Origin of the sequence: Kosakonia oryzae (assembly GCF_001658025.2) — a bacterium.
In the GTDB taxonomy this organism is placed as follows: Bacteria; Pseudomonadota; Gammaproteobacteria; order Enterobacterales; family Enterobacteriaceae; genus Kosakonia; species Kosakonia oryzae.
The window spans coordinates 2160707-2181015 of sequence record NZ_CP014007.2; the positions used below are offsets into that span (position 1 = coordinate 2160707).

Here is a 20309-nt window from a genome sequence, read left to right on the forward strand (position 1 = left end):
AAGAATATGAAGGTTTGGCCTGTCAAACACAGCCCGTTACTGCGTCAGCCGGAGCGTTTTATCGCCCGTGATGAACTGAAGGCGTTGATTCGCAAAGTTACCCACAATCTGGTCAACATTCACGATACCACTGGCGAGTTTTTACTCCGTCTGGATGATGGCCGCGTGATTGACACCAAGGGCTGGGCTGGCTGGGAATGGACGCACGGCGTTGGGCTGTACGGCATGTATCAGTATTACCGCCAGACTGGTGACGAGACCATTCGCGAGGTGATTGATAGCTGGTTCGCCGATCGTTTTGCCGAAGGCGCAACCACCAAAAACGTCAATACCATGGCGCCGTTTCTGACGCTGGCGTACCGCTATGAAGAGACGCGCAATCCAACGTATTTACCGTGGCTGGAGAGTTGGGCGGAGTGGGCGATGAACGAGATGCCGCGCACCGATCACGGCGGTATGCAGCACATTACGCTGGCAGAAGAGAATCACCAGCAGATGTGGGATGACACCCTGATGATGACGGTACTGCCATTGGCGAAGATCGGTAAGCTGCTCAACCGCCCGGATTATGTGGAAGAGGCGGTCTATCAATTTCTGCTGCATGTGCAAAATTTGCTGGATCGGGAAACCGGGTTGTGGTTCCACGGTTGGAACTACGAGGGGCGACATAACTTTGCCAAAGCGCGCTGGGCGCGCGGTAATAGCTGGCTGACCATTGTGATTCCGGATTTTCTTGAACTGGTGGATCTGCCGGAAAATAACGCGGTGCGCCGCTATCTGGTGCAGGTGCTGAATGCGCAAATCGCCGCGCTGGCACAGTGCCAACATGAGAGCGGGCTGTGGCATACACTGCTGGACGATGCCGATTCCTATCTGGAGGCGTCGGCGACTGCAGGGTTTGCCTACGGTATTCTGAAAGCGTTGCGTAAACGCTATATCAGTGCTGATTATTCTGAGGTGGCAGAAAACGCGGTGAAAGCGATCGTCGGCAATATTTCGCCGGAAGGGGAGTTGTTGCAGGTTTCGTTCGGCACCGGCATGGGCAGTAATCTGGAGTTCTACCGTCAGATCCCACTTACCTCTATGCCATATGGTCAGGCGATGGCCATGCTCTGCCTGACGGAATATTTGCGTAAATATTTCTAAGTTCGCTATGTATAAAATAAAAACCGCTCCTGCATATAGTGAGCGGTTTTTTATCTGGAATAATCCGAACGGTTTTTATTGTATCGAAAATAATTAATCTAAATGTAATTAATAAAAACATTCCTCTCATGAATAATTAAATTATTTATTCGTTATTAATAAAATTGTGATTAAGGACACATTGTATGAATTCTGTATCGTCTACTTTTAATTTGTGTTTGAGATTTATCTAATGCGCAAAACAAGGAGGTGAGAATGGGGGAAATAGTGGGTGGCTATGTTATTGACCCTGCGGTGAACATCAATGAAAAAGGAATGACAAAAGATCAGGTATCCCGGTTTATAACAGCGTTTGAAGGGATCGTCGGAGCGAAATATTTGCCGCTAATGTATATTGGTAGTCAACTGGTTGCTGGCCATTTGTACGCTTATATTGCTCAACGCACTTTTATTCATTCCCAGTCAGTTGAGGTTACTCTGGTCAAGGTCGTTATATATGAGTCATTTGACAATGAATTAGCTATCCACTCGATTAGTGAGATCTGAACCATATTATCGTCATGATAGTGATTGCTCTTTGAAATAAACATCCTGTTATTGTTGACTCTGTTATTTATTGAGTATGCGCGTCTGTTCAATCTTAGCCAGATTGTAACAAACAGTCCGCCTCTGGTGAGGCGGACAATTTTTTTTACATTCTGTCGATGGTCTCAATTCCCAGCGTATCCAGCCCCAGCTTCAGCGTTTTCGCCGTCAGCAGCGCCAGTTTCAGACGGCTGTTGCGCACCTCTTCATTCCCGGCGGAGAGAATCGGGCAGTGCTCATAGAAACCGGAAAACAGACCGGCCAGATCGTAAAGGTAGGCGCACATCACGTGCGGCGTCCCTTCACGCGCCACAACATTCAGCGTCTCTTCAAATTGCAGCAGGCGAGCCGCCAGTTGCGATTCGCGCTCTTCATTGATGATAACCGGTGCATTTTCCAGCTCGCTCTCTTCAAGCCCCGCTTTGCGGAACACGGAGAGTACGCGCGTATAGGCATACTGCATATACGGCGCGGTATTGCCTTCAAACGCCAGCATGTTATCCCAGTCGAAAACGTAATCGGTGGTACGGTTCTTTGACAGATCCGCGTATTTCACCGCGCCGATGCCCACCGCGTTAGCCAGTTTTTCCAGCTCGTCTGCTGGCATCTCCGGGTTTTTCTCGGCCACCAGACGACGGGCGCGCTCCAGCGCTTCATCCAGCAGATCGGCAAGTTTCACCGTACCGCCGGCACGGGTTTTAAACGGTTTACCATCTTTGCCCAGCATCATGCCGAACATATGGTGTTCCAGCGGTACGGAATCCGGCACATAACCGGCTTTGCGCACGATGGTCCACGCCTGCATCAGATGCTGATGCTGACGGGAATCAATGTAGTAGAGCACGCGATCGGCATGCAGCGTTTCATAACGATATTTGGCGCAGGCGATATCCGTCGTGGTGTAGAGGTAGCCGCCATCCTTCTTCTGGATGATAACCCCCATCGGTTCGCCTTCCTTGTTTTTGTACTCATCAAGGAACACCACGGTAGCGCCTTCACTTTCTACCGCCAGACCTTTTGCTTTCAGGTCGGCAACGATACCAGGCAGCATCGGGTTGTAGAGGCTTTCACCCATCACATCTTTGCGCGTCAGGGTAACGTTTAAGCGCTCATAGGTTTTCTGGTTCTGACTCATAGTGATGTCGACCAGCTTGCGCCACATTTCACGGCAGTATTCGTCGCCACCCTGCAGTTTTACGACATAGCCGCGCGCACGTTCAGCGAAATCGGCATCTTCGTCGTAATGCTTTTTCGCTTCGCGGTAGAAACCTTCCAGATCGGCCAGCGCCATTTCACCGGCGTTTTCTTGCTGCTTCAGCTCAAGATACGCAATCAACATGCCGAACTGGGTGCCCCAGTCGCCAACATGGTTCGCGCGAATAACGTGGTGCCCGAGGAATTCCAGCGTACGTACGGAGGCATCGCCAATAATGGTTGAACGCAGATGGCCAACGTGCATCTCTTTCGCCACGTTTGGCGCAGAGTAGTCAATCACAATGGTTTGCGGCTGCGGCTGTGTTACGCCCAGGCGTTCAGATTTCAGCGCCTGGTTAACTTCCGCCGCGAGAAATTCCGGTGCGAGGAAGATATTGATAAAACCGGGCCCGGCGATCTCAACTTTGTTAGCAATCCCGTCGAGTGAGAGATGAGACAGAACCTGCTCAGCCAGTTGTCGCGGCGCCATGCCCAGTTTTTTAGCCACTGCCATTACACCGTTAGCCTGATAGTCGCCAAACTGAACTTTAGCTGACTGACGAACCTGCGGTTCGCAATCGGCGGGCGCGCCTGCCGCAATCATAGCCTGACTGACTTTTTCTGAGAGAAGAGCCTGAATATTCACCGGGATACCTTACGTTTAGGACGCGACACAAGCGGGCTGCGTCCGGGTGTTCATTAAAGGCGGGAGTATACTGCAATTGCCCGTTGGCGTCAGCACCGCGTCGCGCGTGGTCTGTGCAGAAAATCATCTGCCGGCGCGCAGAACGCCAGGCAGTTGGTTAGCGGCGCATAACAAGGTAGATTATGCGCTTTGCGACGACATACGGGCACGGCTTATGAACAACTGGCAAGAAATTGAAGAATTGCAGGATATTCTCGCGGATCTGCCGCGTTTTCGCGACGATTTGCAGGCGCTAACCGCGCGATTAGGGTTGGCGATTGCGCCACTTCATGCCGACCATATTTCTCTGCGCTGCCACCAGAACGCCACGGCAGATCGCTGGCGACGCGGGTTTGAACGGTGCGCTGAACTGCTGTCGGAAAATATCATCAACGGGCGCCCGATCTGCTTATTTAAATTGCATCAGCCGCTGCACGTGGAGCACTGGGCATTTACGGTGATTGAACTGCCGTGGCCGGGCGAGAAACGTTATCCGCACGAAGGTTGGGAGCATATCGAAATTGTCCTGCCAGGCGCGCCGGAAACCCTGAATGCCCGCGCGCTGGCGCTGCTGGCTGATGAAGGATTAAGCCAGCCCGGGATCGTCGTGAAAACCAGTTCGCCAAAAGGGGAACGTGAACGTTTGCCAAACCCAACGCTTGCGGTAACCGACGGCAAAGTGACGGTGAAATTTCACCCGTGGACCATTGAAGAGATTGTCGCCAGCGAGCAGTGACGCTCGCAGGTGTGAGGGCGCGCAGATTCGCAATTATATAAGCGTGTCATGATGAATAAAGGGAGGATCTATGGCCTTACTGGAAATCTGTTGTTACGGCGTTGATGACGCGGTGATCGCCCAGCAGCAGGGGGCAGATCGCATCGAGTTTTGTGCGGCACCGAAAGAGGGCGGGTTAACGCCTTCCGCCGGTGCGCTGAAAAGCATCCGCCAACGAGTGACGATTCCGGTGCATCCGATTGTTCGCCCGCGCGGCGGCGATTTTTGCTACCGCGCCGATGAATTTGCCGCCATGCTGGAAGATATCCAGTTGCTGCGTGAACTCGGTTTTCCCGGCCTGGTCACGGGGGTACTGAACGAAGACGGTCAGGTCGATATGCCGCGTATGCAGGAAATTATGTCGGCAGCGCAGGGGATGGCGGTGACCTTTCATCGTGCCTTCGATATGTGCGCCAACCCGCATCAGGCCTGCGATGCGCTGGCAGAATTAGGCGTTGTTCGTATTCTCACTTCCGGTCAGCAGGCGTCGGCAGAAAAAGGACTTTCATTAATTAGGGAACTTAATGCCCGCTCTGGCGCTCCAATCATTATGGCCGGTGCTGGTGTGCGTCCGCAAAACCTGGAAATGTTTCTGGAGGCGGGGGTCAAAGAGGTTCACAGCTCGGCAGGACGCTGGTCAGCGTCACCAATGCGTTATCGCAATAGTGGATTATCGATGTCGTCGGATGCCCAGGCGGATGAATATGCCCGCTACGGTGTTGACGGCGCGGCAGTGGCGAAGATGAAGCAGATCATTGCGCTTCACCGCCCGTAACAGTTTTTACCGCGCATCATGTCGCCCAATATGATGCTTGCTTGTACCAGGCCCCTGCCATTAACAGGGGCCTTTTTTTGTCTTATGGTTTGCGGGCAATCAGTACGGCGCGCAGCGGCGCCGGATAACCTTCGACGGTTTTCGTGCTGTCATGCGGATCGAGGAAATCCGCCAGCGATTCGGTCACCATCCACGGTGTCCGGCGCTGTTCCTCGGTGCTGGTAACGCACATATCGGCGATACGCACATCGACAAAACCGCACTTCTCAAGCCAGTTTTTCAACGCCAGCGCAGAAGGAATAAAGTAGACGTTGCGCATTTGCGCATAGCGATCGCCCGGAACCAGAACTGTATGTTCATCACCTTCAACCACCAGCGTTTCCAGAACCAGCTCACCCTCTTTCACCAGTTGATCTTTCAGTTGCCACAGATGTTCCAGCGGCGAACGGCGGTGATACAGTACGCCCATCGAAAATACGGTGTCGAAGGCGTTCAGCGCCGGAAGTTGCTCAATCCCCAGCGGCAACAAGTGCGCACGGCGATCGTCGCCCAGCAGCTTACGTACCGCTTCGAACTGACACAAAAAGAGTTGCGTCGGATCGATCCCGATTGCCAGCGACGCTCCGGCGCCAATCATGCGCCACAGGTGATAACCGCTGCCGCAGCCGACATCGAGAATGGTACGTCCGCGTAAGTCTGACAGGTGCGGCAGCACGCGCTCCCACTTCCAGTCGGATCGCCATTCGGTGTCAATATCAATGCCATACAGAGAAAACGGCCCTTTGCGCCACGGCATCAGGTTACGCAGCAGGGTTTCCATGCCTTTGAGCTGACCGGCGCTCAGCGGTTCATCACTTTGCGCCGTCACGCCATTGAGCAGATCCAGCTTTGCTGGTGTAAGCTGCGGCAGAAATTCGACCGCATTGTTCCACTGTTTAAACTGCCCGTGCAGGGCCTCGCGCTGCCAGGCGGAAATTTGCGGCGGTAGCGTGTCGAGCCAGTGCGCTAGCGGGCCAACGGCAATTTGCTGATAAAAACGGCCAAACTCGATCATGCCTTCTCCGCCTTCAGTGCAACCAGCGAGCCGAAGTTAAAGCACTGGAACCACAATTCGCTGTGTTCAAACCCGGCGGTATGCAGGCGCGCTTTATGCGCCTCGACGGAATCTGTCAGCATGACGTTTTCCAGCATGCTGCGTTTCTGGCTGATCTCCAGTTCGCTGTAACCGTTGGCGCGTTTAAAGTCGTGATGCATATTGAACAGCAGCTCGCCGACAGTACTATCTTCAAAACTGAATTTTTCCGACAACACCAGCGCACCGCCCGGATTCAGCCCCTGATAGACCTTTTGCAGCAGCTTCAGGCGGTCGTCCGGCTCGAGAAATTGCAACGTAAAGTTGAGCACCACCATTGAGGCATTTTCGATCTGAATATCGCGAATATCGCCTTCGATCACCTCAACGGGCGTCGGCGCTTTGTAGGCGTCAATATGGCGACGGCAGCGTTCGACCATGGCCGGCGAGTTATCCACGGCGATAATTTTGCAGCCATCCTGATGAATGTTGCGGCGTACCGACAGCGTGGCGGCACCGAGTGAACAACCGAGATCGTAAACCTGCGTGGCAGGCTGCACGAAGCGCTCCGCCAGCATGCCGATCATCGAAATGATATTGGAGTAACCCGGTACGGAACGCTGGATCATATCCGGGAAGACTTCGGCTACCCGTTCATCGAAAGTCCAGTCGCCCAGGCTGGCGATAGGCGCAGAAAAAAGCGTGTCGCGGTGAGACATAGTGTAAATATCCGGGAAAACAAAGGGGCGTATTGTGCGCTAATGCAGGGAGAAAACCAACTCCCAGGGCATATACCACAGGTTGGCCAGCACCATCAGCACCAGCGAACAAAACGTTGCACCCATACCAGAACGACGCCAGCGAACCAGCCGATGGTGGTATCCGTAATAATGCATCAGGCGACCAACAATCAACATCATCCCGCAGATATGCACCATCCAGGTTTCTGCGCCGTCCATCTCCATGAACAGCAACAACAGCAGCGCGACAGGAATATATTCCACGGCATTACCATGAATGCGTATCGCGCTTTGCAGTTCACTGAACCCGCCGTCGCCATAACTGACGCGATATTGTGAACGCAGGCGGATAACATCAAAAGAAAACTTCAGCAGCAATAATGCACCCAGCACGGCGTAGAGCGCGCTAACCATACTAACTCCCTTTACGATGATGGCGATGGCTTCTCAATGATAGGTGCTTCACTCAAAAAAGAGAAGATTGCTGCGGAAGGGAAGGCGCCGCGCCAATAGCCGGGATGGCGGTGGAAAGATCCTGCCACAGCGTCTCAACCAGTTCCGGCGCCTGGGCGATATCCGGGGTATGCAGGAAAAGATACGGTGTGGTGGTCTGTTCCCATTGCGGCAACTTTTCCAGCCAGACGGCGAAAAGCTGCCGATTCTGCGCCATATTGTCGCTACCAATGAAACGCACCATAGGATGATGAGCGGTGATCAGCGCATGTACCGGCACTTTCGGTTTTTTGCGCTGGGCTTCAATCACGGCTTCACTGTGCGCAATTGCGCTGTGCACCGGACGGCTGTCAAGGATCACGCGGTTGACGCCACGGGCATGCAAACCCTGATTAAGGGCTTTTTCTTCTTCGCCTTTGGCGAAAAAGAGCGGGTGGCGCACTTCGACGCCGTAGGTAAATTCCCCGGGAAGCGCATCAAGAAATGCCCACAGTGCAGGCAAGTCCCGCGGTGAGAAAACGGCCGGAAGTTGTAACCAGTACTGACCTATTCGTCCCGCTAACGGGGACATGCGGCTGAAAAATTCCGCTGTCAGATCGTCGCAATTTCGCAGCGCCGCCTGGTGCGAAATGGTGGCCGGAAATTTAAAACAGAAGCGAAAATCATCGCTGGTCTGCGCGTACCAGCGCGCGACGACCTCCGCTTTGGGAAGCGCATACAGCGTGGTGTTGCCTTCGACACAGTTGAAGTGGCGGGCATACGCCTCAAGACTGTCAATGCCAAGACGCACCCATTTCGGGTGCGACCATTGCGGCAGGCCGACATACATCATAACGCGCTGAGGATCTCGTCCGTGCTGCGCACGCGGCTGATGCGCGGGAAGATATTTTTCATGCTGCCCTGATGCTGTTCGGCATTCGCCGCGCTGCACGCATCTTCAGCAAGCACCAGCGAGAAGCCCAGTTCCCAGGCATTACGGGCGGTGGATTCCACCCCGATATTGGTGGAAATGCCGCACAGCACAATGGTATCAATCCCGCGACGGCGCAGTTGCAGCTCCAGATCGGTGCCGTAAAAGGCGCCCCACTGACGCTTGGTTACTTCGATGTCGCTCTCTTTTTTCCCCAATGCTTGCGGGTAAGTCCACCAGTTATCCGGCAACGCATGGCCGCCTGTCGCGGCGTCAACCGGTTGTTTCAGCGCTTCGGCGAAATCCGCTGACCAGCCCACGCGTACCAGCACAACAGGTGCACCGTTCGCACGAAATTTTTCCGCCAGAGCAGCGGCGCGTTTTACCACATCCTGTGCCGCGTGAGGACCACCGGCGAAAGGCAGAATTCCTTCCTGTAAATCGATCACCACCAGAGCGGTTTTCTCAGCATTGAGCTTCAGCATCATAACTCCTGAAAAATGAATGACGTCGGTGGATACCTTACGCGTTCTGCACGCCAGCGCGGTGTAGAAATTTTGTTAATTTTTGTGAGAATGCGCAATAAGCGCGCAGCAAACGTGCGTACAGTCAGTAGCGGGCTTATCGTTGGTCAGAATTTCCAGTATAATAGCCCCCTTTTTTCATCCAGTAGTGACATACGAAAATAGCTGCCACCAGAATGCCTGCCGCGCAGGTGACAGGTCGCGCGCAGCTAATTTAAGGGATATCTCATGCGTACAGTATATTGCGGGCAGCTTAATCAGTCCCATGTGGGGCAGCAAGTAACGCTTTGTGGGTGGGTCAACCGTCGTCGTGACCTCGGTAGCCTTATCTTTATTGATATGCGCGATCGTGAAGGCATCGTGCAGGTGTTTTTCGACCCGGACCGTAAGGATGCGTTCCAGCTCGCCTCTGAACTGCGTAATGAGTTCTGTATTCAGATTACCGGTACCGTTCGTGCCCGTGACGCGAAAAACGTCAACAAAGATATGGCTACCGGCGAAGTTGAAGTGTTCGCCACTGAACTGAACATCATCAACCGTTCCGATGTGCTGCCGCTGGACTCCAACCACGTCAACACCGAAGAAGCGCGTCTGAAATATCGCTATCTCGATCTGCGTCGTCCGGAAATGGCGCAGCGCCTGAAAACCCGTGCGAAAATCACCAGTTTCGTGCGTCGCTTTATGGACGATCACGGCTTCCTCGATATCGAAACGCCGATGCTGACGAAAGCCACGCCGGAAGGCGCACGCGACTACCTCGTACCTTCGCGCGTGCATAAAGGCAAATTTTACGCGCTGCCGCAGTCCCCACAGCTGTTCAAACAGCTGCTGATGATGTCCGGTTTTGACCGTTATTATCAGATCGTTAAATGCTTCCGTGATGAAGACCTGCGCGCTGACCGTCAGCCGGAATTTACCCAGATTGATGTGGAAACCTCTTTCATGACCGCGCCGCAGGTGCGTGAAGTGATGGAAGCGTTAGTGCGTCAGCTGTGGCTGGAAATTAAAGGTGTTGATCTGGGGGATTTCCCGATCATGACCTTTGCTGAAGCAGAGCGCCGCTATGGTTCTGATAAACCGGATCTGCGTAACCCGATGGAACTGGTGGACGTGGCTGACCTGCTGAAAACGGTCGAATTTAAAGTCTTCTCCGGCCCGGCAAACGATGCAAAAGGTCGCGTTGCCGCGCTGCGTGTGCCAGGTGGCGCACAACTTAGCCGTAAACAAATTGACGACTACGGCAAATTTATTGAAATCTACGGCGCGAAAGGCCTGGCGTACATCAAGGTTAATGAAGCAGCGAAAGGCCTGGAAGGCATTACCAGCCCGGTGGCCAAGTTCCTGAATGCTGAAATTGTCAGCGCGATCCTTGAGCGCACGGGCGCGCAGGACGGCGACATGATCTTCTTCGGCGCGGACCACAAGAAAGTGGTTGCTGATGCGCTGGGCGCGTTGCGTCTGAAGCTCGGTAAAGATCTGAATCTGACAGACGAAGCGAAGTGGGCTCCGTTGTGGGTTATCGACTTCCCGATGTTTGAAGATGACGGTGAAGGCGGTCTGACGGCGATGCACCATCCGTTCACCTCGCCGAAAGACATGACCGCTGCCGAGCTGAAAGCGGCGCCGGAAGATGCGGTGGCTAACGCCTACGATATGGTGATCAACGGTTACGAAGTGGGCGGCGGTTCTGTCCGTATCCACAGCGGCGAAATGCAGCAGACCGTGTTCAGCATCCTGGGGATTAACGAGCAGGAACAGCGCGAGAAGTTTGGTTTCCTGCTTGATGCGCTGAAATACGGTACGCCGCCGCATGCGGGCTTGGCATTCGGCCTGGATCGTCTGACCATGCTGCTGACCGGTACCGATAACATCCGTGACGTTATTGCCTTCCCGAAAACCACGGCGGCAGCCTGTCTACTGACCGAAGCGCCGAGTTTCGCTAACCCGGCCGCGCTGGCGGAACTGGGCATTGCGGTGGTCAAAAAAGAGACCCCGGAGAATAAATAAGATGCCATTCAAGCATCCCGTTTCCGTGCTGGTGGTAATTTACGCGCAGGACACGAAACGGGTGCTGATGTTGCAGCGACGCGACGATCCCGATTTCTGGCAGTCGGTAACCGGCAGCCTGGAAGCGGGGGAGAACGCAACGCAAGCCGCCCTGCGTGAAGTAAAGGAAGAGGTCGAAATCGATGTTGTCTGCGAGCAACTGACCTTAGTCGACTGTCAGCGCACGGTGGAGTATGAAATCTTTAGTCATTTACGTCATCGCTATGCGCCGGGCGTAACGCACAATACCGAATCCTGGTTTTGTCTTGCGCTGCCCCATGAACGTCCGATTGTTTTTACCGAACATCTGACGTACCGCTGGCTTGATGCCCCCGCAGCGGCGGCATTAACCAAATCATGGAGCAACCGGCAGGCGATTGAAGAATTTGTTATTAACGCCGACTAATTTTCCCCGGAATTTTAGTTCTCAGGAAGGCGGCAAACCCGCACGTCGCCAGAAGCTTGCTTCGGTAAGCGGCTGGTACGGATGGGGTTGTCAATGCTTCTGAGGCTGAAAGGCGAAGGGAAATGGCTTTATTGGAGAGTTTTTTATGGCAGGTCACAGTAAATGGGCCAACACCAAACACCGCAAAGCAGCACAGGATGCCAAGCGCGGTAAGATCTTTACCAAAATCATTCGCGAGCTGGTTACGGCTGCCCGTCTGGGCGGCGGCGATATCGGTTCCAACCCGCGTCTGCGCGCGGCGGTGGATAAAGCGTTGTCCAACAACATGACCCGCGACACCTTAAACCGTGCTATCGCGCGCGGCGTGGGCGGCGATGACGACGCGAATATGGAAACCATCATTTATGAAGGTTACGGCCCTGGCGGCACCGCGGTAATGGTTGAATGTCTGAGTGACAACCGCAACCGTACCGTTGCCGAAGTGCGTCATGCTTTCAGCAAATGCGGTGGTAACCTGGGGACTGACGGTTCCGTGGCTTATCTGTTCAGCAAAAAAGGGGTGATCTCCTTTGAAGCGGGCGACGAAGACACCATCATGGAAGCGGCGCTGGAAGCCGGTGCTGAAGACGTGGTGACCTTTGATGACGGCGCTATCGACGTCTACACCGCGTGGGAAGAGATGGGTGCCGTGCGCGATGCGCTGGAAGCGGCTGGCCTGAAAGCGGACAACGCTGAAGTGTCGATGATCCCGTCTACCAAAGCTGATATGGATGCAGAAACTGCGCCGAAACTGCTGCGTCTGATCGATATGCTGGAAGATTGCGACGACGTGCAGGAAGTCTACCATAACGGTGAGATCTCCGATGAGGTTGCGGCGACGCTGTAATGTCGCTGACTAAACCACCCCTGGCCGGAGGCGCATAATGGCGATTATTCTCGGTATTGACCCGGGTTCGCGCGTCACCGGTTACGGTGTGATCCGCCAGACTGGAAGGCAACTGACCTACCTTGGCAGCGGCTGCATTCGCACGAAGGTCGAGGATTTACCGTCGCGCCTCAAGCTCATTTACGCAGGCGTGACGGAAATCATCACCCAGTTTCAGCCGGATTTTTTCGCCATCGAACAGGTGTTTATGGCGAAAAATGCCGATTCAGCGCTGAAACTTGGGCAGGCGCGCGGCGTGGCGATCGTTGCCGCCGTCAATCAGGATCTCCCCGTCTTTGAGTATGCTGCCCGTCAGGTCAAACAGACGGTTGTCGGTATTGGCAGCGCGGAAAAAAGCCAAGTGCAACACATGGTGCGAACCTTGCTGAAGCTTCCGGCCAATCCGCAGGCGGATGCCGCTGATGCGCTGGCAATTGCCATTACGCATTGCCATGTCAGTCAGAACGCCTTACAGGTGAGCAGTACGCGGCTTAATCTTGCCCGCGGAAGATTACGTTAAAAAGCGCCAGTTAACGGCGCTTTTTTTATAACAGCGAGCGAATTTTCTGCGCATCCTCTTCCTCCGATGGGTTATAAACCACCATCGTCAAATCGGGTTGTCCTTCCACAGAAAAACTCGAATACTCCAGCGATAACTTGCCGACATTCCTGTGCAGCAGAATTTTGGTGCCTTCTCCCATCCCGCCAATATCATTGCTTTGCCATAGCGCGGCAAATTCAGGAGAGGCAGAACTCAACTCTTCTACCAGAGGGCGGATCTCCACCGATGCACCTGCACGGGTCGCATCAGCACGGAACGCCGCCACCAGATAGCGCGCCAGCGCGTACCAGTCGCTCTGGGCAGCACGAGCCTGCGGATTAAGGAAAATACGGCGCAGAATATTACGCTCCTGCACGGGCAATGTGGGGTAATCGGATAACACCACGGTGGCGGCTTTGTTCCATGCCAGCACATCCCAGGTGGCATTGCGGATCACCGCCGGGCTGATGGGCATACAGTCCAGCACCTTTTGCAGCCGTTCGGTCACTGTGCCGGTTGCCGCGTAATGTATGCCCGGAGCGCGCCCGAGAGCCAGATGAAAAACATGCTCCCGTTCCCGTTCGGAAAGGCGCAGCGCCTGGCAAATTCTGTCCAGCACTTCTGCCGAGGGTGTACCACCGCGTCCTTGTTCAAGCCAGGTATACCAGGTGGCGCTAATGCAGGCCAGATGCGCGACTTCTTCCCGCCGCAGCCCCGGCGTGCGTCGGCGTGCGGTGTGAAATCCCAGCGCGTTGGGATCCAACTGCGCGCGGCGGGATTTCAGGTAACTGCCCAGATCTTTTGGCTGAGTAACGCTCTGCATCCTGTTAGTCCTTATACCACGATAAAGTCACTACTTTTCTCTATCACGGATATTTATAAGGATAACGGCGCGAGTCAACATCAGGAGGCACACGCATGCATGTTTTTCTGACTGGCGCGACCGGATGGGTCGGCGCAACAGTGGCGGCTGAGTTACTGGCCGCCGGGCACCAGGTAAGTGGTCTGGTGCGAAATGCAGACAAGGCGCAGGCACTGCTTGCCGCCGGCGGGCAAGTGGTTCATGGAACGCTGGACGATCATGACGTTCTTTTTGCGGCGGCGGCAAAAGCCGATGCTGTGATCCACACTGCGTTTAATCATGATTTTTCGCGCTTTGCGCAGAATTGCGCACAGGATCAACGCGCAATTGAAGTACTGGGAGAGGCGTTACTCGGCTCCGAACGCCCGTTATTGGTGACGTCGGGGCTGGCAAGGCTGTCGCAGGGCCGCCCGGCAACGGAAGCAGACAAGCCGGGCGAAGGGCCGGACTATCTTCGTCGTTCCGAACAGGCGGCGCAGGCGCTGGCTGAAAAAGGCGTACGCGCGGCGAGTATCCGCCTGGCACCCACCGTGCACGGCGTCGGCGATCACGGCTTTGTACCCATTCTGATCGCCCTGGCAAAACAAACTGGCGTCGCCGCCTGGCCTGCCGGGGCGGATAATCACTGGGCGGCGGTACACCGGATTGATGCAGCGAAGGTCTACCGGCTGGCGCTGGAAAGTGGCGTCACACAGCCGGTTTATCACGCGGTCGCGGAAGAGGCGATTGCTATGCGCGATATCGCCATTGCTATCGGCAAAATGCTAGGTTTACCAGCCGAACCGCGTGAAGCCGCTCATTTTGGCTGGTTCGCTAATTTTGCGGCCGGGGAGATGTCAGCATCAAGCGAACAGACTCGCCAGGTGCTGGGCTGGCAGCCAACGCAGCGTACGCTGTTAGACGATCTGAGCGATGAGGCGTATTACGCCCATTCCTGAACCGCCCTCGCGCTTTTCTTTCAATATTCGGCTGGATATCTATCCAGCCTTTTTTTATGATACAGCATTACACCTTAGCCCATAGCGCAGGAGCGTCACGTGATAGGCAGACTCAGAGGCATTATTGTAGAAAAACAACCCCCGTTGGTTCTGCTGGAAGTGGGAGGCGTGGGTTATGAAGTGCACATGCCGATGACCTGTTTTTATGAATTGCCGGATGCCGGTAAAGAGGCGACGGTTTTCACCCAGTTTGTGGTGCGTGAAGATGCGCAGTTACTGTACGGCTTTAACAATAAGCAGGAACGCACGCTGTTTCGTGAGCTGATTAAAACGAATGGCGTCGGGCCGAAACTGGCGCTGGCGATTTTGTCCGGCATGTCAGCACAGCAATTCGTTAACGCCGTCGAACGCGAAGATCCCGCTGCGCTGGTCAAATTGCCGGGGATCGGTAAAAAGACCGCCGAGCGCTTGATTGTCGAAATGAAAGACCGCTTTAAAGGTCTGCATGGCGATCTCTTCACTCCTGCGGTCGATCTGGTTCTCACCTCTCCGGCCAGCCCGGCAGCGGACGACGCTGAGCAGGAAGCGGTTGCTGCGCTGGTGTCGCTGGGATATAAACCTCAGGAAGCCAGCCGGATGGTCAGCAAGATTGCCCGCCCGGATGCCAACAGTGAAACCCTGATCCGTGAAGCGCTGCGCGCGGCGTTGTGAGGTAGAGGATGATTGAAGCAGACCGTCTGGTGGCCCCTGCCAGTACTGATGTGGAAGAGGTTGTTGATCGCGCTATTCGCCCGAAAATGCTCGATGAGTATATCGGCCAGCCGCAGGTTCGTTCGCAGATGGAGATTTTTATCCAGGCGGCAAAACTGCGCGGCGACGCGCTCGATCATCTGCTGATTTTTGGTCCTCCCGGCCTTGGAAAAACCACGCTGGCGAATATTGTCGCCAACGAATTGGGCGTTAATTTGCGCACCACTTCCGGCCCGGTGCTTGAAAAGGCGGGCGATTTGGCGGCGATGCTCACTAACCTCGAACCGCACGACGTACTGTTCATCGATGAAATTCACCGTCTTTCACCGGTGGTGGAAGAAGTGCTTTATCCGGCGATGGAAGATTACCAACTGGATATCATGATCGGTGAAGGCCCGGCGGCGCGTTCCATTAAGATCGATCTTCCCCCTTTTACGCTGATCGGCGCGACTACGCGCGCGGGGTCACTGACTTCGCCGCTGCGTGACCGTTTTGGTATTGTGCAGCGGCTGGAGTTTTATCAGGTGGCCGATTTGCAACATATTGTCGGTCGCAGTGCCCGTTATATGGGGCTGGAGATGAGCGAAGAGGGCGCACTGGAAGTGGCGCGTCGTTCTCGCGGTACGCCGCGTATCGCCAACCGCCTGCTGCGCCGCGTGCGCGATTTTGCCGAAGTGAAACATAATGGCGATATTACCGCTGAAATCGCGGCGAAAGCGCTGGATATGCTGAATGTTGATGCAGAAGGGTTCGACTATATGGATCGTAAACTTCTGCTGGCAGTGATTGATAAATTCTTCGGTGGTCCCGTCGGGCTGGATAATCTTGCTGCGGCAATCGGCGAAGAGCGGGAAACGATTGAGGATGTGCTGGAACCGTATTTGATTCAGCAAGGATTTTTACAGAGGACACCGCGTGGGCGCATGGCGACCGTGCGGGCCTGGAATCACTTTGGTATCACCCCACCGGAAATGCCATAAACAAAAAGGCCGGCAAGCGTCTGCTTCCGGCCTTTTATATCAGTTGCAGCAACGGATGATCTTAGCCAGCTGCGCCCGATAATCGTTAGTTAACGGGTTTCTTCGTCATGCTAAAGATAAACAGCAGCGCCGCGCACAGCACGACTGACGGGCCGGCTGGCGTATCGTAGAAGGCGGAGAAAGTCAGACCGCCGGTGACCGCAATCATTCCGACGGCTACGGCAATCGCCGCCATCTGTTCTGGTGTTCGCGCGAATCGACGCGCTGTCGCAGCCGGGATAATCAACAGTGAAGTGATGATCAGTGCGCCGACAAATTTCATGGCGACGCCAATGGTCAGGGCGGTAACCAGCATCAGCAACAGCTTGACCCGTTGCAGCTTCACGCCGTCAACAAATGCCAGCTCCGGGCTGATGGTCATCGACAGTAAGTTGCGCCACTGCCAGAGCAGGATCGCCAGCACCACCACCACGCCAGTAGCAATAGCCATGAGATCGTCCGGCGTCACCGCCAGCAGATCGCCAAACAGATAAGCCATCAAATCGACGCGAATGTTCGACATCAGACTGACCACGACCAGACCGAGAGATAGCGCACTGTGCGCCATAATACCGAGCAGAGTATCGATCGCCAGTTGCGGGCGTTTCTCCAGCCACACCAGACCAACTGCCAGCAGTAACGTCACGGCAATGACAGCGTAAAAGGGATTCACATCCAGCAGAAGACCAAATGCAACGCCAAGTAAAGATGCGTGCGCCAGCGTGTCGCCAAAATAGGACATCCGTCGCCAGACGACAAATGAGCCCAGCGGCCCGGCAGCGCAGGCGAGCAAAACCCCGGCCAGCCAGCCGGGCAGTAATAATTCAATCATGAGTGTCCATTACCCTGGCGCAGAACAATCCGGCCCTGCAGATCGTGGCGGTGATTATGGTTATGGCGATAAATGCCAAGCTGTTCCGCACCGCGATGCCCAAACATAGAGATAAATTCCGGATGCATCGAAACCACTTCTGGCGTACCTGAACAGCAAATATGGTGGTTAAGGCACAGGACTTCATCCGTTTTCGCCATCACCAGATGCAGATCGTGAGAAACCATCAGTACTGCACAGTTGAGTTCTTTACGCAGTTGATCTATCAGATTGTAAAGCGCGACCTGGCCATTAACGTCTACGCCCTGGGTGGGTTCATCCAGCACCAAAAGCTGCGGGCTGTTAAGCAGGGCGCGAGCCAGCAAAACACGCTGCGTTTCGCCCCCGGAAAGTTTTTGCATCGGAGCATCTACCAGATGTGCAGCCTGTACGCGTTTCAGCGCCGGAATAATGTCGTCTTTGCGGGTGCCGGGGCGTAAACGCATAAAGCGGCCTACCGTCAGCGGTAATGTGGCGTCAAGATGCAATTTTTGCGGCACATAGCCGATACGCAGGTTCTTTTCACGCTTGATCATCCCTGCATCCGGTGCTACCAGGCCCAGCACTGCGCGCACCAGCGTAGATTTACCCGCACCATTGGGGCCGAGCAAGGTTAAAATTTTTCCTGCGCGTAAGTTGAGCGAGATATCAGACAGGACGCGCCGTTGACCAAAAGCAACGGTGACATTTTCGAGCGTTACAAGATTCGTCATAGCATTTAACAGGTTGCACAAGTTGTCGGATGTTATAATATCACACCCCACACACTCATTACGATGAACAGTTGCATTATGTTACATAAAAATACGCTTCTTTGCGCAGCGCTATCTGCTGCTCTTCTCGCTGGTACAGCACAAACCGCTAATGCCGCTGTGGTGGCTTCACTCAAACCATTAGGATTTATCGCTTCTGCCATTGCCGACGGAGTGACGACTACTGAAGTGCTGCTGCCAGATGGTGCATCCGAGCATGATTATTCACTGCGTCCTTCAGATGTAAAACGCTTACAAAACGCGGACTTAGTTTTTTGGGTCGGCCCGGAGATGGAAGCCTTTATGGCGCGTTCCGTACAAAAAATTTCTGAGCAGAAACAGGTATCGATGGCCGCGCTTGCCGGTGTAAAACCGCTGCTGATGAAAGGGGCCGATGAAGACGAACATGGGCATGGTGAAGATCACCACGATGGCGAAAAAAGTGACGAGCATCACCATCACGGCGATTACAACATGCATCTGTGGCTTTCCCCAGAGATTGCGCGGCTGTCGGCGGTTGCAATCCACGATAAATTAGTGGAAGTTATGCCGCAAAGTCGAGCCAGGCTTGACGCCAACTTGCAGGCCTTTGAGGCATCATTAACTCAGGCGGATAAGCAAGCTGGTAACGAGCTGGCACCGCTGAAAGGGAAGGGGTATTTCGTTTTTCATGACGCCTATGGCTACTTTGAAAGACACTACGGGCTGACCCCATTGGGGCACTTTACCGTCAATCCCGAAATTCAGCCTGGTGCGCAGCGTTTACATGAAATCAGAACACAGTTGGTTGAGCAAAAAGCCACGTGCGTTTTTGCTGAGCCACAGTTCAGGCCAGCGGTCGTTGAAGCTGTTGCCAGAGGGACATCCGTTCGAATGGGAACGTTGGATCCACTTGGAATCAGTATCAAGTTGGGCAAAGAGAGCTATCCGCAGTTCCTTACCCAACTGGCTCAGCAGTATGCGAGCTGCCTGAAAGGAGAATAACGAGGAAGTGAATACGTGCAACAGATAGCCCGCTCTGTCGCTCTGGCATTTAACAATCTGCCCCGACCCCACCGTGTCTTGCTGGGGTCGCTTACAGTTCTTACACTCACGGTCGCCGTCTGGCGGCCTTACGTTTATCATCCCGAAGCCACACCCCCAATCGTGAAAGCGATTGAGCTGCCGAAAAATGAAATCCGCTCGTTGCTGCCGGAAGCCAGCGAACCTATTGATCAAACCACTTCTGATGATGTGGATGATATCCCGCAAGATGAACTGGATGATAAAACCGCCAATGAAGTTGGCGTTCACGAATATGTGGTTTCTACCGGCGATACGCTCAGCAGTATCCTCAACCAGTACGGCATTGATATGGGCGATATCAGCCAGCTTGCCGCTGCCGATAAGGAACTGCGCAACCTGAAGATCGGTCAACAGCTCTCATGGACGCTCACCGCTGATGGCGATCTGCAACGCCTGACGTGGGAGATGTCCCGCCGCGAAACCCGCACGTATGACCGCGTCGATGGCGGTTTTAAAATGAGCAGCGAGATACAGCAGGGCGACTGGGTGAATTCGGTGATGAAAGGTACGGTTGGCGCGAGCTTCGTCGCCAGCGCCCGTGAAGCCGGTTTAACCAGCGCTGAAGTCAGCGCGGTGATCAAAGCGATGCAGTGGCAAATGGATTTCCGTAAGCTGAAAAAAGGCGATGAGTTTGCCGTGCTGATGTCCCGCGAAATGCTGGAAGGTAAGCAGGAACAGAGCCAGTTAGTCGGCGTTCGCCTGCGTTCTGACGGCAAAGATTACTACGCCATTCGCGCCGAAGACGGCAAATTTTACGATCGCAATGGTAGCGGGCTGGCAAAAGGCTTTATGCGCTTTCCGACTGCGAAACAGTTCCGCGTCTCGTCAAACTTTAATCCGCGCCGTCTGAATCCAGTAACTGGCCGCGTTGCACCGCACAGAGGCGTCGATTTTGCTCTGCCGCAAGGCACGCCAGTGCTTGCTGTTGGCGACGGTGAAGTTGTGGTGGCAAAACGCAGTGGCGCAGCGGGGAACTACATTGCTATCCGCCACGGTCGTACTTACACAACCCGTTATATGCATCTGCGTAAACTGCTGGTAAAACCGGGTCAGAAAGTGAAGCGTGGCGATCGCATCGCTCTGTCGGGTAATACCGGACGTTCCACCGGGCCGCATTTGCATTATGAAATGTGGATCAACCAACAGGCTGTCAACCCGTTAACGGCAAAACTACCGCGCACCGAAGGGCTGACCGGTTCGGATCGCACGGATTATCTGTCGCAGGTGAAAGAGGTTATTCCGCAGCTGCGTTTTGACTGATTCGCTTAACAAATA

At 54.4% G+C, this 20309-nt stretch carries 22 protein-coding genes; 13 read left to right on the forward strand and 9 right to left on the reverse strand.

From position 1 onward, the window contains the following. The first annotated feature begins 6 nt into the window (after positions 1-6). Both bglB and AWR26_RS10365 read left to right on the forward strand, forming a co-directional pair. A complete protein-coding gene (gene bglB, locus AWR26_RS10360) occupies positions 7-1146 on the forward strand; it encodes a beta-galactosidase BglB (protein WP_064565607.1) in 1140 nt (379 codons plus the stop codon). Between the two features lie 255 nt (positions 1147-1401). Beyond that, positions 1402-1692: a hypothetical protein gene (locus tag AWR26_RS10365; protein WP_052502016.1), complete on the forward strand. Its 291-nt coding sequence runs from the start codon at positions 1402-1404 to the stop codon at positions 1690-1692. A 145-nt stretch (positions 1693-1837) separates the two neighbouring features. Here the strand turns inward: AWR26_RS10365 and argS are convergent, their stop codons facing one another. Next, positions 1838-3571, reverse strand: a complete 1734-nt coding sequence (gene argS, locus AWR26_RS10370) for an arginine--tRNA ligase (RefSeq protein WP_064565610.1) — start codon at positions 3569-3571, stop codon at positions 1838-1840. A gap of 214 nt (positions 3572-3785) precedes the next feature. Between argS and AWR26_RS10375 the strand changes: the two genes are divergently transcribed. Both AWR26_RS10375 and cutC read left to right on the forward strand, forming a co-directional pair. Further along, positions 3786-4346 carry a VOC family protein gene (locus AWR26_RS10375; protein ID WP_064565612.1) on the forward strand — a complete coding sequence of 187 codons (561 nt, stop codon included), beginning with the start codon at positions 3786-3788 and terminating at the stop codon, positions 4344-4346. A 70-nt stretch (positions 4347-4416) separates the two neighbouring features. After that, a complete protein-coding gene (cutC, locus tag AWR26_RS10380; RefSeq protein ID WP_064565614.1) occupies positions 4417-5160 on the forward strand; it encodes a copper homeostasis protein CutC in 744 nt (247 codons plus the stop codon). An 82-nt stretch (positions 5161-5242) separates the two neighbouring features. Here the strand turns inward: cutC and cmoB are convergent, their stop codons facing one another. The 5 genes from cmoB to AWR26_RS10405 are packed head-to-tail and all read right to left on the reverse strand — an operon-like array spanning position 5243 to position 8820. Beyond that, entirely contained in the window at positions 5243-6214 is a 972-nt protein-coding gene (gene cmoB, locus AWR26_RS10385; protein WP_043953201.1) for a tRNA 5-methoxyuridine(34)/uridine 5-oxyacetic acid(34) synthase CmoB, read from the reverse strand. Then, complete coding sequence (gene cmoA / locus AWR26_RS10390; protein WP_007371573.1) at positions 6211-6951, reverse strand: carboxy-S-adenosyl-L-methionine synthase CmoA; 741 nt, start codon at positions 6949-6951, stop codon at positions 6211-6213. Before cmoA ends, cmoB begins: the two co-directional genes overlap by 4 nt. 39 nt (positions 6952-6990) lie before the next feature. Next, positions 6991-7386, reverse strand: coding sequence for an MAPEG family protein (locus AWR26_RS10395; protein ID WP_064565616.1), 396 nt, complete (start codon positions 7384-7386; stop codon positions 6991-6993). 52 nt (positions 7387-7438) lie between these two features. Further along, positions 7439-8257 (reverse strand): DUF72 domain-containing protein, encoded by an 819-nt coding sequence (locus AWR26_RS10400; RefSeq protein WP_064565618.1) that lies wholly within the window; start codon positions 8255-8257, stop codon positions 7439-7441. Beyond that, on the reverse strand, positions 8254-8820 hold the full coding sequence (locus AWR26_RS10405; RefSeq protein WP_064565620.1) for a hydrolase: 567 nt from the start codon (positions 8818-8820) through the stop codon (positions 8254-8256). The genes AWR26_RS10400 and AWR26_RS10405 overlap by 4 nt, the downstream gene beginning before the upstream one ends. Before the next feature lie 267 nt (positions 8821-9087). Here AWR26_RS10405 and aspS point away from each other — a divergent pair, with 267 nt between their 5' ends. The 4 genes from aspS (at position 9088) to ruvC (ending at position 12756) form a co-directional block, all read left to right on the forward strand. Further along, positions 9088-10866: an aspartate--tRNA ligase gene (gene aspS / locus AWR26_RS10410; RefSeq protein ID WP_064565622.1), complete on the forward strand. Its 1779-nt coding sequence runs from the start codon at positions 9088-9090 to the stop codon at positions 10864-10866. A gap of 1 nt (position 10867) precedes the next feature. Further along, positions 10868-11311, forward strand: coding sequence for a dihydroneopterin triphosphate diphosphatase (nudB, locus tag AWR26_RS10415; RefSeq protein WP_043953206.1), 444 nt, complete (start codon positions 10868-10870; stop codon positions 11309-11311). A 145-nt stretch (positions 11312-11456) separates the two neighbouring features. After that, positions 11457-12197 carry a YebC/PmpR family DNA-binding transcriptional regulator gene (locus AWR26_RS10420; RefSeq protein ID WP_007371580.1) on the forward strand — a complete coding sequence of 247 codons (741 nt, stop codon included), beginning with the start codon at positions 11457-11459 and terminating at the stop codon, positions 12195-12197. A gap of 37 nt (positions 12198-12234) precedes the next feature. Then, the gene (ruvC, locus tag AWR26_RS10425; RefSeq protein ID WP_007371581.1) at positions 12235-12756 is read left to right on the forward strand and encodes a crossover junction endodeoxyribonuclease RuvC; all 522 of its coding nucleotides are present in this window, start codon (positions 12235-12237) and stop codon (positions 12754-12756) included. A gap of 25 nt (positions 12757-12781) precedes the next feature. On the opposite strand, the gene AWR26_RS10430 is transcribed toward ruvC, so the two are convergent. After that, a complete protein-coding gene (locus tag AWR26_RS10430) occupies positions 12782-13600 on the reverse strand; it encodes a helix-turn-helix transcriptional regulator (protein ID WP_064565624.1) in 819 nt (272 codons plus the stop codon). A 95-nt stretch (positions 13601-13695) separates the two neighbouring features. Here AWR26_RS10430 and AWR26_RS10435 point away from each other — a divergent pair, with 95 nt between their 5' ends. The 3 genes from AWR26_RS10435 to ruvB all read left to right on the forward strand — a co-directional run bounded on the left by AWR26_RS10435 (position 13696) and on the right by ruvB (position 16307). After that, on the forward strand, positions 13696-14577 hold the full coding sequence (locus AWR26_RS10435; protein WP_064565626.1) for an SDR family oxidoreductase: 882 nt from the start codon (positions 13696-13698) through the stop codon (positions 14575-14577). Positions 14578-14676: 99 nt separating this feature from the next. Further along, positions 14677-15288 (forward strand): Holliday junction branch migration protein RuvA, encoded by a 612-nt coding sequence (gene ruvA / locus AWR26_RS10440; RefSeq protein WP_064565628.1) that lies wholly within the window; start codon positions 14677-14679, stop codon positions 15286-15288. 8 nt (positions 15289-15296) lie between these two features. After that, complete coding sequence (gene ruvB, locus AWR26_RS10445; protein ID WP_064565630.1) at positions 15297-16307, forward strand: Holliday junction branch migration DNA helicase RuvB; 1011 nt, start codon at positions 15297-15299, stop codon at positions 16305-16307. 85 nt (positions 16308-16392) lie between these two features. On the opposite strand, the gene znuB is transcribed toward ruvB, so the two are convergent. Beyond that, the gene (gene znuB, locus AWR26_RS10450) at positions 16393-17178 is read right to left on the reverse strand and encodes a zinc ABC transporter permease subunit ZnuB (protein ID WP_064565632.1); all 786 of its coding nucleotides are present in this window, start codon (positions 17176-17178) and stop codon (positions 16393-16395) included. Further along, positions 17175-17930, reverse strand: coding sequence for a zinc ABC transporter ATP-binding protein ZnuC (gene znuC / locus AWR26_RS10455; protein ID WP_035887496.1), 756 nt, complete (start codon positions 17928-17930; stop codon positions 17175-17177). The genes znuB and znuC overlap by 4 nt, the downstream gene beginning before the upstream one ends. 78 nt (positions 17931-18008) lie before the next feature. Between znuC and znuA the strand changes: the two genes are divergently transcribed. Both znuA and mepM read left to right on the forward strand, forming a co-directional pair. Then, positions 18009-18953 (forward strand): zinc ABC transporter substrate-binding protein ZnuA, encoded by a 945-nt coding sequence (znuA, locus tag AWR26_RS10460; protein WP_064565634.1) that lies wholly within the window; start codon positions 18009-18011, stop codon positions 18951-18953. A 15-nt stretch (positions 18954-18968) separates the two neighbouring features. Continuing rightward, positions 18969-20294 (forward strand): murein DD-endopeptidase MepM, encoded by a 1326-nt coding sequence (gene mepM / locus AWR26_RS10465; RefSeq protein ID WP_071892677.1) that lies wholly within the window; start codon positions 18969-18971, stop codon positions 20292-20294. Positions 20295-20309: the final 15 nt, after the last annotated feature.

What these genes read in the sequence shown, in the direction of transcription:
- znuC (WP_035887496.1), bottom strand. Translation starts at nt 17,930, where the DNA reads ATGACGAATCTTGTAACGCTCGAAAATGTCACCGTTGCTTTTGGTCAA.
- bglB (WP_064565607.1), top strand. Translation starts at nt 7, where the DNA reads ATGAAGGTTTGGCCTGTCAAACACAGCCCGTTACTGCGTCAGCCGGAG.
- cutC (WP_064565614.1), top strand. Translation starts at nt 4,417, where the DNA reads ATGGCCTTACTGGAAATCTGTTGTTACGGCGTTGATGACGCGGTGATC.
- AWR26_RS10435 (WP_064565626.1), top strand. Translation starts at nt 13,696, where the DNA reads ATGCATGTTTTTCTGACTGGCGCGACCGGATGGGTCGGCGCAACAGTG.
- ruvB (WP_064565630.1), top strand. Translation starts at nt 15,297, where the DNA reads ATGATTGAAGCAGACCGTCTGGTGGCCCCTGCCAGTACTGATGTGGAA.
- znuB (WP_064565632.1), bottom strand. Translation starts at nt 17,178, where the DNA reads ATGATTGAATTATTACTGCCCGGCTGGCTGGCCGGGGTTTTGCTCGCC.
- AWR26_RS10400 (WP_064565618.1), bottom strand. Translation starts at nt 8,257, where the DNA reads ATGATGTATGTCGGCCTGCCGCAATGGTCGCACCCGAAATGGGTGCGT.
- AWR26_RS10365 (WP_052502016.1), top strand. Translation starts at nt 1,402, where the DNA reads ATGGGGGAAATAGTGGGTGGCTATGTTATTGACCCTGCGGTGAACATC.
- aspS (WP_064565622.1), top strand. Translation starts at nt 9,088, where the DNA reads ATGCGTACAGTATATTGCGGGCAGCTTAATCAGTCCCATGTGGGGCAG.
- znuA (WP_064565634.1), top strand. Translation starts at nt 18,009, where the DNA reads ATGTTACATAAAAATACGCTTCTTTGCGCAGCGCTATCTGCTGCTCTT.
- cmoB (WP_043953201.1), bottom strand. Translation starts at nt 6,214, where the DNA reads ATGATCGAGTTTGGCCGTTTTTATCAGCAAATTGCCGTTGGCCCGCTA.
- cmoA (WP_007371573.1), bottom strand. Translation starts at nt 6,951, where the DNA reads ATGTCTCACCGCGACACGCTTTTTTCTGCGCCTATCGCCAGCCTGGGC.
- nudB (WP_043953206.1), top strand. Translation starts at nt 10,868, where the DNA reads ATGCCATTCAAGCATCCCGTTTCCGTGCTGGTGGTAATTTACGCGCAG.
- AWR26_RS10375 (WP_064565612.1), top strand. Translation starts at nt 3,786, where the DNA reads ATGAACAACTGGCAAGAAATTGAAGAATTGCAGGATATTCTCGCGGAT.
- AWR26_RS10395 (WP_064565616.1), bottom strand. Translation starts at nt 7,386, where the DNA reads ATGGTTAGCGCGCTCTACGCCGTGCTGGGTGCATTATTGCTGCTGAAG.
- AWR26_RS10430 (WP_064565624.1), bottom strand. Translation starts at nt 13,600, where the DNA reads ATGCAGAGCGTTACTCAGCCAAAAGATCTGGGCAGTTACCTGAAATCC.
- AWR26_RS10405 (WP_064565620.1), bottom strand. Translation starts at nt 8,820, where the DNA reads ATGCTGAAGCTCAATGCTGAGAAAACCGCTCTGGTGGTGATCGATTTA.
- ruvC (WP_007371581.1), top strand. Translation starts at nt 12,235, where the DNA reads ATGGCGATTATTCTCGGTATTGACCCGGGTTCGCGCGTCACCGGTTAC.
- AWR26_RS10420 (WP_007371580.1), top strand. Translation starts at nt 11,457, where the DNA reads ATGGCAGGTCACAGTAAATGGGCCAACACCAAACACCGCAAAGCAGCA.